Raw genomic sequence first — 12,107 nt, 5'->3', positions numbered from 1 at the left:
CCATATCGCAGAGCCGCAGCCGCTGTGATATGGCTGTCATGGATGGGAGTGTCCCCCCCGGTAAATGCAGTTGCTTGTTTACACAGTTTGTGTGCTTTGTTGTTTCTGAAGCAGATGAGCGGTGATCTTATTGCCATGGAACCGTCCGGTTTCGATGAAGATTTCATTGGCTTCATGACGGGATGCAACAACACCTGCCAGATAGATGCCGGGAACATTGGTTTCCATCGTCTCCGGATTAAAGGTCGGATAGCCTTCCTCCTCCATGGTAACGCCCGCTTCTCCCAAAAATTTGCGGTCCGGGTGGAACCCGGTCAACGCCAGCACAAAGTCGTTCGGAATTCGATTCGTACCTTGAGCGCTCTCGATATAAACTTCCGTTGGCGTAATCTCAGATACTTTGGACTGGAAGCGGATATGAATCCGTTCTTTGGCAACCTTGCCTTTTATCACCGGGAGGACCCAAGGCTTGATGCTGGAAGAGTAATCCTCGCCACGGTAGACGATAGTCACTTTCGCTCCAACACGTTCCAATTCCAACGCAGCATCAATTGCAGAGTTGCTGCCGCCAATGATGACGACATTCATTCCGGTATACGGATGGGCTTCCCGGAAGAAATGGGATACTTTTTCGCTCTCCTCGCCCGGAATGCCGAGCAGGTTCGGATGATCGAAGTATCCGGTAGCAATGACCACATTTTTTGCGTGATACGTATGGCTGGTGCCGCTGGTGCGCGTGCTGGCCAGTGTAAAGCCCCGCCGATCACGGACAATACTGTTCACAGTCTCATAGGCATTGATTCTGACGCCGCTGCGCAGGGCTACGCTTCTATAATAATTAAGAGCCTCCAAGCGGGAAGGCTTATCGTGAGCGGTTGTAAACGGCACATTTGCAATTTCAAGCAGCTCCGGGCTGCTAAAAAACTGCATGTAGACCGGGTACTGTGAAATCGAGTGGACGACATTCCTTTTTTCAATAATTAACGGGTTAAAACCCTGCGTCTGTAGTTCCAAAGCTGCGGCAAGACCGCACGGGCCCGCTCCGATTATAATAATTTGCTCCTGATTTTGTTCCAGTTCGGGGTTCATACTGTGGTTCCTCCTTCAAAAATACCCAATACGCCCATTGTACATCTGCGGCAGCCCGAGAAGCAATCACTTTAAGAAGTTTACAAGTAAGAAAACACCATGCTTAGCCTGTACGTTCTACCCCAAATTAAGGTATAATAAAGGGTAAGGCCAAATAAGGGGGGAGGTAATCCCCGCTATATATAAGCTGAAGGGGGAATACGAGATGCGTCGTCGTTTTGTCATAGAAGCAGTAATGGTGGCAACTTATGGACAGCTCATGCTGCCTGGCCGTCCGGTCGATTATGTTATCCCGTATTCGACCATTATGGAGCTGTATGATATGAAGAGCGGCCAGGACCCGGTAATGGATGATCCCGAGGATGATCAGCATGTGAAGTTGAAAATCGGAGAACTAATCGCCTTCTTTGAGGAGCCCCTTAACCGGAAAAAAATTGAACGCGCGCTTCAATCCCCATGGCGTGAAAGCTCTCCGCTGCTGCTCGGCGAAGAGGTCTCCTTTACGGTCGTCAATGCGATGGATAATGCCCATTATGGAGAGTTCTTTGACCCGATTGAGACGGAGCAACTGCTTACAGCAATGAAGTTTGAGCTGCCGCTGCTGTCGGACCAGATTGAGCTGCAGGACCGTATTATAGAAGCTGAGGTCCCGGTTCAGGTGTATGATATTGAAGATTTCGAGTTTGCAGTGGAGGAAGGCATCTCAGTCCACGATTTGGAAGCAAGCCGGGATTGCTAATAAAATGAAGGCAAACAACCGCTGTCTGGTATTTCGGACAGCGGTTGTTCGTTATGCATTGCCCATTAAATTTGTGTCTCGGAATGCTGCAATGCGGATTTTTCCACCTGGATTGTTGCGTGCCGGATCTGAAACTGCTCTTCGACCAATCGAATTGCCTGTTGTAAAATATGCTGGCTGCTCTTGTCATCTTCAATGAGGAGATGACAGCTCAGGGAATCCAAACCCGAGGTAATGGTCCATACATGCAGATCATGAACGTTTTTTACACCTTCTATTTTGTTAAGCTCCTCCGCAATTTGTTCCAGATTGGCAGAGGCTGGAGTACCCTCCATCAAAATATGGACGGCATTTCTCATAACACCCCAGGCTCCCTTTAAAATAAGCAGTGCCACAACAACACTTATAATCGGATCTGCAATGTACCAATCAAACAGGAGCATCAAAAGTCCGGCTAATATTGCTCCCACTGAACCCAGCGCGTCACCTATTACGTGCAGGTAAGCACTGCGAACGTTAATATTGTTTTTGACATCGCTTTGCCGAACCAATGCCCAGACACTGATCAGGTTGGCCAGTAGGCCAATAGTCGCAATAACCATCATGGACCCGCTTGCTACGGCAGGAGGAGCGAAGAAGCGCTCGTAAGCTTCCTTAATAATAAACCCCGCAATGACAAACAGGGTAACGCCATTAAAAAGCGCGGCCAAAATTTCAAAACGGTAGTAACCATAAGATTTGGCCGGTGAGGCTGGGCGGGAAGCAAACCACATTGCGACAAGGCTTAATGCAAGGGAAGCGGCATCGCTTAACATATGCCCGGCATCTGAAAGCAACGCCAGACTGTTCGTAATCAAGCCGCCGAAAAATTCCAAAAACATAATTCCGCTTGTAATGACAAGCGCGATAGTCAATCCTTTCTTATTATTCGGGGCGTGAGAGTGTCCGTGCCCATGACCATGGTGATCATGCCCGTGCCCGTGGTGAGGACCGGAATTCGTGTTATGATGATGCCCCTGCCCTGTTTTATGACTGTGCCTGTGATCTTGCTGACTTTGTTCGCGCTCACGGGGAAAATTATCCCGCTTCTGTTGTTGATGCAATGAACGGTTATGTGACGGCATGATGAATTCCTCCATTATTCAATAACATATGAACATATACTCATATATTCATAATAATAAAATCATTACAAATTGGCAAGCATATCAGAAAAATTTTACATTGAAGAATCGTTATATCTTAAATCTGTCTCTTTCTCCCGTTATTTATTCAATTCTGATTTTCATAGAACCTGTAAGCAGTACATGCCCGGTATAAAGGTTCATGATATAATATAAAATGAAAAGATTGGAAGATTGTTGTAGAAGAATGTAGAGGAGGCCGACATTTTATGGACTTGGGTTTGGTGGGGAAAAAAGCGCTTATTACCGGAGGCAGTAAAGGAATTGGATTCGCAACAGCTATAACACTTGCCAAAGAAGGGGCAAAAGTAGCGATTGTCGCCAGAAATACGGCCGAACTGGAGACGGCTGCCGCCGAAATCAGAGAGGCAACTGGTCATGAGCCAGTATGGATTTCTGCTGATGTTTCGATAGAGTCCGAAGCGAAGCGGGCAGTTACGGAAGCAGCTGATCGCCTGGGCGGTCTGGACATTCTTGTGAATAATGCCGGAACTTCCGCAGCAAGGCCCTTTGGAGAGGTAGGCACGGATGCATGGACAGCCGATCTGGATTTGAAGCTGTTCGGTGCTGTTCATTTTGCCCGCGCTGCACTGTCTCATATGCAGGCCGCCGGAGGGGGGGCCATCGTGAACGTAACTGCTGTCGGTGGAAAGACGCCGTCGGCTTCCTCATTGCCGACTTCTGTGAGCCGTGCGGCGGGACTGGCACTAACCAAGGCAATGAGCAAAGATTTGGGTAGCAGCAATATACGGGTGAACGCAGTATGTATTGGTCTCATTCGCAGTGCGCAGATTGAGCGGATGTGGCAGGCAAAGGCTTCGGATCAGACATGGGAGGAGTTCGCCCGTGATCCGCAGCATCGTATCCCGCTCGGCAGAATCGGTGAGGCTCAGGAAGCGGCTAACGTGATTGCCTTTCTCGTATCGGATGCAGCCTCCTATGTGACAGGGACTTCGGTTAATATCGACGGCGGAACTGCTGCTGTTCTGTAAACCAATAAGCTGTAAAATAAACTTGGTGCACCGTTAAAGGAACAGGCATTGTATGCATCCTTTAGCGGTGTTTTTTTCCTGTGTTATATTCATTTGTTCACCTGATGAAAAAGTTGCTTCGCACATAATTTTTACGTCATGTCATTGTCAGGTACGGTGTATTATATTATCATTGATAATGAGAATCGATATTATTTGAAAAAACGATAAATACAATTGAAATAGATCGTTTATAAGGAGTGTGCGAAGATGAATGTTACAACACTTAGTGTGATGCAGGCCATACGTGAACGGCGTACGATTCGGGATTTCAACGGAGAGCCGATGAACAAGGAAGCGGTTATGGAATTGCTGAACGAAGCGATTTGGGCGCCGTATCATTCGGCAAAGGAGCCGTGGCGCTTTATATTGTTTATGGAGGACGGGCGCAGAAGATTTGCTGATGCTGTGCTCAAAACCTATACAAAGGAAATGCTGGAGCAGTATGGAGAACGCGCCATGCAAGGCTATTGCCAGCTTGCCCAGGCTCATTTGCTGGTGGTTATTGAGGCAGCACCCAGACAGAAGACATTTGAGGACGCATTTTCTGCTGCCTCTGCACTGATTCAGAACCTGCAGCTGATAGCATGGGAGCGGAAAATTGGTGTCGTCTGGAAAACGAATGATTACAACTATGATCAGCGTTTTCTGCAATCCGTCGGGGTAAACCCTGGAGAAAGAGTTGTAGGTACGCTTCATCTCGGCTATTTTAATGAAGATAAAATCCCCCGCCCGAAAAAACGGAAGCCAGCCGAGGAATTGCTGACCTATATCGACTCCATTTGAGCTGAAATAGTCCAATCTTCTATTAGGGGGTCCGGTCATGATTCTTGAAACCATAGAGCAGCGCATGAACAGGTTGCAAATTGTGGATTCTATCTTTCAGGTTGAGGAATGAACCAGTACTTAAATCTATTTGCATGTGTGGGGGGCTTATGAGCAGGATAAGGCTGATCGTAGAATCACTATTATTTGCAGCAGCGGTGACTGCTGTCGTGATCGGGTGGCAGGTTGTAAGGGGCATGTTGACGACAGTGTATGAGACTCCGGATATTTTAAACCAATATGCGAGTGTTGATTATCTTGAGCATAAGACATCTTTCGGCGTAATCTATGAAAGCAGCATATGGTATGTCATTGGAGGCTTCCTGCTGATTGCGGCTCTTTATGCAGCAATTCGTCTAGCCTGGAACAGCAGAAAAAGAAAGAGATCAGGGAATTAGCGGTATTCGGCTATAGCTGATAGTAAAAAGAAGGTGCTATACTGGCAGTATGATAAAATATAACATTTGCTTTGTAAGACGCGATCAGCAGATTCTGCTGCTTAATCGGGAGAAGGCGAGTTGGATGGGCTGCTGGAATGGTGTTGGGGGCAAGCTCGAGCCGGGTGAACAGCCCAGACAATCGATGATCAGGGAACTTCGGGAGGAAACGGGACTTATAGCGGAACAACTGCTATTCAAAGGATTAATGACATGGACGCTAGACGGGGAACGATTTGGCGGGATGTATGTATACTTGGCCGAGTTTCCGGTGGACTTCCACTATGCTGTGCCCGTGAAAACCACGGAAGGCATACTGGATTGGAAGGAATTAAGCTGGATTACGCATCCTGAAAATCGTGGCGTGGCTGCGAACCTCCCTGGAACATTGCCGACCGTTCTGGAAGACGCTGGCTGCTATCAGCATCATTTTAATTACGTTCAGTCCAGATTGCAATCCTCTGCCAGTATGGCGATTAATCCTGCTATTGAGACGGATGCTCTGAGGCGGGAGGCATTCTTGCGAACACTTGAAGCAGAAACTGTAGCCAGGCAAGTGATTGGCCAACCGGCTAACAGATAGCAGGCATAGGGGATAGCGCACGGGCTCAGGCCAAATAGCCGCACAGCAAGGCTGGACGGCTATTTGCGGTATGAGAAAGAATCGGGGCTTGCAATTCTTATAATGAAGTTCCTTCAAGTGTAATTCGGAATTTTTACTATTTAAATCAATTGACAATTTATTCTGACTCGCATTTCAACTGCTATATGTAATAGTGAAAATCTGAATCGCCAAAAAATGTCTTTCATGCAAAAGTATTATACATAATACGTTATATTTTATACGATTTTACATGCATTTAGTTGAAATCATTCAGTTGTCTGTGAAAAGGGGGAATTTGCTGTAAAAGAAATCCGGATCTGATCGGGCAATATCAGATCATGCATTATTGTAACGCGTTATCGTGCAGAGATGGTTAAAGTTTTGCTAAAGATTTTATCCAGGTAATGATGAATGGATGAACGAAGACTTAAATAAAGCAGAAAATAGCCCGTAAAGTCTGTACCGTCTATGGCACAGGTCTTACGGGCTTATGGTAAGAAATACAGATTGAAATCTTGATTCAAACTGCCATATTTGCATTTGCTAGTGTTAGTTTTGTAAATGAATATTGTAATTTTTGTAAACTCAAGTTACGTCATATGCGTCGCACAATAGTAGTTGTGCGACATAGGACCTATGACATTTGAATCCCTTATTTTTCCTCGTCAGTATATAACATTATTCTACATTATTCAACACAACTTCTATTAAAAAACATAAAGTCTGAATAAAAATTCCTCGTATTTTGTCAATATGTCTATCGAATCCGTTAAAAAACCCTGTAAAGAAAAAGGTGCAAAGACCTAACTCTGGACAAGTTCCATTAATGTTTCCTCAACAAAATCAGGTGCGCTTTTTTTCATTTGTTCTACGGTATGTAAATACCGCTGCGTTGTATTAATATGCGTATGCCCCAGAGTCTCTTGAACCTGCTGCAATGAGGCTCCTTTTAATAAAGCGAGTGTTGCGCTGGTATGGCGGAGCCAGTGCGGGGTAGGACGTTTTTCCGAGATACTGTGCTTGGCAGCTGAGCGAATGATTCTTTCGACCTGCCTTGTAGAGATAGAGAACAGCCGTCCGTCGGCAGACACCGGCTGCTGCTCCCGATAATTGCACAGTGAGCTCCACAGTTGGCTTGGAACCTTGACTTGGCGCTCCTTGCCCCCTTTTCCATTGACGATATGCAGCCAAATGAAATTCCCTGTCGGATCGGTATGAAAGTTACTCCATCTGATTCCGGTCAGCTCGGATACGCGTAAGCCCAGTGTAATTAATGTCAGGGCAATCAGGTAATTACGGGTATTTTGACCGCTAAGCCAGGCCAGCATTTGTGAGGCTTCCTGCCTGGTCAAATAGTGGTGGCGGCTTGTAACCTTCACCTGCGGTAGCTTGATCGAGTTAGCGGGATTGTAATCCACGAAGCCAATATTCGGCTCGCTCGCCCATTTGAAAAAGGACTTTAGCGGTGCGATAAGAGCCGCTACACTTGCAGGGGACAATGCTTTGCCTGTTGAACTGGCCGTACCGCGAATCAGCCCGATTTTGAATTCCTCCACGTCTCTCCATGTAACTTCAAACAACTCTTTTCCTGTAATAAAAGTCCGGAACAGTTTCAAGGCGCGGCGGTAATTGCGGATCGTGAATATAGAGTGGCCGCAATAACTCATAAAGGCTTCTACGATATCATCATCATTCCAATTATCATACGTCAGTAAAGGAGTCGTGTCGTGATTGAAGTGTTCTTGTGCAAAATTTGGTGTGTCCATGTAGTTCCCTCCTAAGATGTGGTCGCACAACTACTATTGCACGACTCCGCCTTAGATGCATGCGGTAATTTTTTACAGTCAATTCAAAGGGGTTCATTTTATGGGGTGGAACATATGAATCTGATTCATAATCATCGGATTCGGCCAGGGGAAGAGATGAATTCGGAACCGGTTGTAGGCTGGTGGATGAAACGGCTGCGTGAGCATCATCCTCAGACGTATGATCACTGTGTAAGGGTGGCGCTGCTGGCAGACAAAATAGTTTCTGCGATGAATCTCGAGAATCGTTTACATATTATTAACGGCTGTTTCCTGCATGATTTGGGAAAAATCTATATTCCCCTTGAAATTCTGGACAGCACGGGCAAGCTGAACAGAGCGGAATGGGAACAGATCAAGCAGCATCCGGTTACCGGATTCCAATTGCTGCAATTTGCCGGACTAGCCGGAATTGTACCGTCTTATGTCCTTCATCATCATGAGCACTGGGATGGGAAGGGATACCCATATGGGTTGCAAGGGGAGGAAATCCCTTTTGGAGCAAGGGTATGTGCTGTAGCGGACGCGCTGGACTGCATGCTGACTAACCGGCCATACCGGAGAAGCATGAGTATAGAACAGGCTTTGATGGAGTTAAAGAGCAATGCGGGTACACAATTTGATGAACGGATTGTTCATACGGTACTCAGTCTCTCTCATGAGCTGCACCGGATGTATGGATATCAGTCTGCCAATTAAACAATCAGTCTAAGGAGAAGGAGGCGACGATAATGAGCGGTTCCGAACAGGATCAGTATGTTGAATTTGGTATTGGATCAGAAAGCTACGCGATCCTTATTTCGGACATTCATGAAATTATTCGTATGCAGGCAATAACAGAAATACCGGACAGTCCAATGTATATGAAAGGGGTTATTAATCTTCGGGGCGACATTATTCCGGTGATCAGTCTCAGAAGTCTGTTCATGATGGCTGAGGAGCCTTTTGGCAAGGCAACCCGCATTATTGTGGTGAATCATGGAAGGGAAGCTGTCGGTATAATCGTGGACAGGGTTAATAAGGTTGTCAGATTCAAAGATATTCAGTCGCCTCCGCTGCAGGGAGGTGAGATGTACGGTGCCCGCATTTCTGGAATCGGAATTGCGCCGGACATGCTTGTCGGTATTTTAAGGCTGGATGAGGTATTAATTGGCCGGCACAAATTCAGTTATTCAGCAGCAGACCCATATTAGGAAGCAAAAAAGCGATGAATAAACGATAAGGGTGAGTGGATCATGAGATGGTATTATAATTTGAAGACGAGCACCAAATTAATCTCGGCCTTTCTTATTCTTGCAGCGTTAATGGCAGGCGTCGGAATGTACAGCTTGACCAACTTGAAGAAAATGAACAACTCTCTTGATGACATGTACGCTAATCAGCTAATGGCCGTCCGTTCTATTCTGGAGGCCAAGGCGAATCTGAATGAGATGCGGATGCTTCTCCGAAGATTGTACATGTCCACTGACGAAAGCAAATTACAATCTTCTCTGGATACCGCCAAGTCGAACAGGGAAGAAATCGAAGCCGGACTCGCAGCTTTCCGGGAAACGAATCTAAGCAAGACGTCAGCGGAACTTTTGCCGGCGCTTGAGAAAGCGATGAATGACTATTTTGCTACCTATGATGAAACGCTCAGACTTCATGGGGAAGGCAAGATGGAGGAGATGCTGGATAAGATCGACAACGACGTGAACCAGAAGGTTGGTGTGCTCAACCCATTATTAAACCAACTGCTCGATACGAACGTTAAGGAAGCAGACCAGTCAAGGGACAACGGGGTCCGCGCGTATACAAGCTCCAGAAATATTATGGTTGGCGTTATTATTCTTGTTATTCTGCTAAGTGTCGCACTCGGAACCTTCATTTCCAGATCCATCTCGGCTCCGCTGTCGCGTGTGGTGAAGCTGTTGTCCAAGGTTGCACACGGAGACCTGCGCGAAAAAGCCGAAATTCGCACCAAGGACGAAATTGGCGCGCTCGGTGTTGCGATCGACCAGATGATCGTGAACCTGAGCGGTATCGTAACAGGGGTCATCGAGAGTGCAAAAAATTTGTCCTCATCCGCGCAGCAAATCTCTGCTACGAGTGAGGAGATTGCCGGCGGCAATGCGAATCAGGCGGAAGCTGCCCAAACGATCAGCGAGCTGTTCCGGGAATTGACAGATGCGATTCAGTCCGTAGCCCAGAATACAGAGCAAGCAGCTGAACTTTCAGAGGAAACCGTAGAAATATCGAAGGCTGGCGGACAAGTCATCGACTCCTCACTGTCCAGTATGGAGGAAGCCAGCAGTAAAATGTCCCGTTTGGAGGACGACTCCCGCCGCATCGGAGACATTATTGAAGTCATCGAAGATATTGCCGATCAAACTAATCTTCTCGCACTCAATGCTGCAATCGAGGCGGCACGTGCGGGAGAACAGGGCCGGGGCTTCGCGGTTGTGGCAGACGAGGTGCGCAAGCTGGCAGAGAGAAGCAGTGAAGCCACCAAGCAAATCACCGGTATTATTAAAGGCATGCAGGAAAATACAAGAGAAAGCGTCATTGCGGTGAAAGAAAGCGGCGTATACTCACAAAAAACAAACGAGTCATTCGGTCAAATCTCCAGTAACATTGTAGAAGCCGGGCATAAAGTTTCGGAGATTGCTGCTGCCAGCGAGGAACAAGCGGCACAAGCATCTAACGTGATGGAGGCCGTGGAGAGCATCTCGGCTGCTACGGAGCAGGCTGCGGCTGCAAGCCAGGAAGCAGCTGCGATAGCTCAATCCATGGCTCAGCTAGCCGAAGAACTGGAGCAATCGGTGTCTGTTTTTAAAGTTTAAGCTGTTATCGGTTTAAAGTTGAATATTTAAAGTTACAATAACCGTCTTCCTTGGAAGGCGGTTATTTGAATTTCACCAGTTCAAGCCAACGGCAACTTATTAAGTTATTTCTTCAGCGATATTTAATTTTGATTTTTTAATTATTAAGAAAATTTAAACTCTTCATTAGGGGGCCTCTATGCCTGCATATGCTGACTTTGCGGTTGCGGCCAACCATTGACGTGGCGGCCTTTTTGCCATGTGATTCAAAAGAGAGATATTTACTTTAAAGTGTTTATTTCCTAAAATTTGATGTTTTATTCTGATTGATTTCCTGAAAATATTACGACAATGTAATAGGTTTTTAAGATTTATTTAAACAATAATTACAAGCCTCTTTATGATTTCGGCATACAATTTGAAAGCAAGACTACAGCGTCGAAGTATGTTGCGGCGAGAAGCTGTGGTGAAAAGAGATAAGCAGAAGAAAGAGAAAATCAGGGGAGGCGTACATATGGCTACAATTTTATATGTATTGTATGGAGGCAAATCGGTTGAGCATGAAATTTCTTTGAAGACGGCATTTACTGTCCTTCAATCGATTGATTATACAAAATTTGAAGTTTATCCCATCTATATTACCCAGAACGGGTATTGGTGCAGTCAAGGAAGAATGGAGACTCCTGCAGGTACCATGGAAGAATTGCGGATTGTACCTGAAATTACGGAGGAAGCGGCATCACTCGGAGACATATTGACCCGATGGTTTCGATTGGATGGAAATAAGGTGGCGCTCCCGCTGCTCCACGGCTCCAATGGAGAGGACGGGACCATACAAGGTCTGTTCGAGCTGCTCGATATTGCTTATGTCGGCAACGGTGTACTCGGCTCTGCCGCAGCCTTGGATAAGGCGGTAACAAAGTCATTGCTGGCAGAGGCAAACATTCCTCAGGTAGCACATCAGGTATATCACTACCCGCAGTGGCTGGAGTCCGGGCATGAGGTTATGAAGGCGATTGAGCAGGGTATTGCCTACCCTTGCTATGTCAAGCCGGCATCGCTCGGCTCAAGCATCGGCATCAGCCGTTGCGAGAACGCCAGCCAACTGAGGAATGGAATAAAAACGGCCTTTCTGTATGACCGGAAAATTGTCGTGGAGAAGGAAGTTGCCGGGAGGGAGATTCAGGTCGCGGTAATGGGAAATGACCGTCCGCTCGTCTCGCTTCCTGGGGAATTTATTCAGGATCAGGCGTTCTTTGATTTCGATGCCAAATATGTTCACGGGAGGCTGACGATGTCCATCCCGGCGGAAATTCCTGACGCAGTCAAAGAACAGTTGCAGCAGTATGCACTGCAGGCTTACCAGGCTCTGAACGGAGCGGGGCTGGCAAGGGTCGATTTTTTCCTGGATCAGGCTGGACGTCTTTATTTGAATGAAATTAATACGCTGCCTGGGTTTACCAAGTTCAGCATGTACCCGGTCATGTGGGAGCGGACTAACGGAACACCATACTCCGGGCTGATTGAGAAGCTGATCGACTATGCCTTTATGCGCCATGCAGACAAACAGGCTATTCAATATACGAGGTGAT

At 46.7% G+C, this 12,107-nt stretch carries 12 protein-coding genes; 9 read left to right on the top strand and 3 right to left on the bottom strand.

Going from position 1 to position 12,107, the window contains the following annotated elements; genetic code table 11:
* Nucleotides 1–78 precede the first annotated feature (78 nt).
* The gene (locus H583_RS0131300) at nt 79–1,089 is read right to left on the bottom strand and encodes a YpdA family putative bacillithiol disulfide reductase (RefSeq protein WP_028563917.1); all 1,011 of its coding nucleotides are present in this window, start codon (nt 1,087–1,089) and stop codon (nt 79–81) included.
* Nucleotides 1,090–1,294: 205 nt separating this feature from the next.
* On the opposite strand from H583_RS0131300, the gene H583_RS0131295 reads away from it, so the two are divergent.
* Nucleotides 1,295–1,828, top strand: coding sequence for a hypothetical protein (locus tag H583_RS0131295; protein ID WP_028563916.1), 534 nt, complete (start codon nt 1,295–1,297; stop codon nt 1,826–1,828).
* A 65-nt stretch (nt 1,829–1,893) separates the two neighbouring features.
* On the opposite strand, the gene H583_RS35000 is transcribed toward H583_RS0131295, so the two are convergent.
* Nucleotides 1,894–2,952: a cation diffusion facilitator family transporter gene (locus tag H583_RS35000; protein WP_081667681.1), complete on the bottom strand. Its 1,059-nt coding sequence runs from the start codon at nt 2,950–2,952 to the stop codon at nt 1,894–1,896.
* A gap of 269 nt (nt 2,953–3,221) precedes the next feature.
* Between H583_RS35000 and H583_RS0131285 the strand changes: the two genes are divergently transcribed.
* The 4 genes from H583_RS0131285 (at nt 3,222) to H583_RS0131270 (ending at nt 5,888) form a co-directional block, all read left to right on the top strand.
* Nucleotides 3,222–4,004: an SDR family NAD(P)-dependent oxidoreductase gene (locus H583_RS0131285; protein ID WP_028563915.1), complete on the top strand. Its 783-nt coding sequence runs from the start codon at nt 3,222–3,224 to the stop codon at nt 4,002–4,004.
* Between the two features lie 249 nt (nt 4,005–4,253).
* Nucleotides 4,254–4,829: a nitroreductase family protein gene (locus tag H583_RS0131280; RefSeq protein ID WP_028563914.1), complete on the top strand. Its 576-nt coding sequence runs from the start codon at nt 4,254–4,256 to the stop codon at nt 4,827–4,829.
* A gap of 149 nt (nt 4,830–4,978) precedes the next feature.
* A complete protein-coding gene (locus H583_RS0131275) occupies nt 4,979–5,266 on the top strand; it encodes a hypothetical protein (protein WP_028563913.1) in 288 nt (95 codons plus the stop codon).
* Between the two features lie 49 nt (nt 5,267–5,315).
* Nucleotides 5,316–5,888: an NUDIX hydrolase gene (locus tag H583_RS0131270; protein WP_028563912.1), complete on the top strand. Its 573-nt coding sequence runs from the start codon at nt 5,316–5,318 to the stop codon at nt 5,886–5,888.
* 824 nt (nt 5,889–6,712) lie between these two features.
* On the opposite strand, the gene H583_RS0131265 is transcribed toward H583_RS0131270, so the two are convergent.
* Nucleotides 6,713–7,675, bottom strand: coding sequence for a tyrosine-type recombinase/integrase (locus H583_RS0131265; protein WP_081667680.1), 963 nt, complete (start codon nt 7,673–7,675; stop codon nt 6,713–6,715).
* 114 nt (nt 7,676–7,789) lie between these two features.
* Between H583_RS0131265 and H583_RS34995 the strand changes: the two genes are divergently transcribed.
* The 4 genes from H583_RS34995 (at nt 7,790) to H583_RS0131245 (ending at nt 12,106) form a co-directional block, all read left to right on the top strand.
* Nucleotides 7,790–8,413 carry an HD-GYP domain-containing protein gene (locus tag H583_RS34995; RefSeq protein ID WP_051237296.1) on the top strand — a complete coding sequence of 208 codons (624 nt, stop codon included), beginning with the start codon at nt 7,790–7,792 and terminating at the stop codon, nt 8,411–8,413.
* 32 nt (nt 8,414–8,445) lie between these two features.
* Nucleotides 8,446–8,907 carry a chemotaxis protein CheW gene (locus H583_RS0131255; protein WP_028563910.1) on the top strand — a complete coding sequence of 154 codons (462 nt, stop codon included), beginning with the start codon at nt 8,446–8,448 and terminating at the stop codon, nt 8,905–8,907.
* 42 nt (nt 8,908–8,949) lie between these two features.
* The gene (locus H583_RS0131250) at nt 8,950–10,536 is read left to right on the top strand and encodes a methyl-accepting chemotaxis protein (protein ID WP_028563909.1); all 1,587 of its coding nucleotides are present in this window, start codon (nt 8,950–8,952) and stop codon (nt 10,534–10,536) included.
* 493 nt (nt 10,537–11,029) lie between these two features.
* Entirely contained in the window at nt 11,030–12,106 is a 1,077-nt protein-coding gene (locus H583_RS0131245) for a D-alanine--D-alanine ligase family protein (RefSeq protein ID WP_028563908.1), read from the top strand.
* Nucleotide 12,107 lies beyond the last annotated feature (1 nt).

Source organism: Paenibacillus pinihumi DSM 23905 = JCM 16419, from assembly GCF_000422505.1.
Classification (GTDB): domain Bacteria; phylum Bacillota; class Bacilli; order Paenibacillales; family Paenibacillaceae; genus Paenibacillus_D; species Paenibacillus_D pinihumi.
Note: the sequence above shows the minus strand (reverse complement) of the source record. Positions and strands in the feature narration are given on the sequence as shown.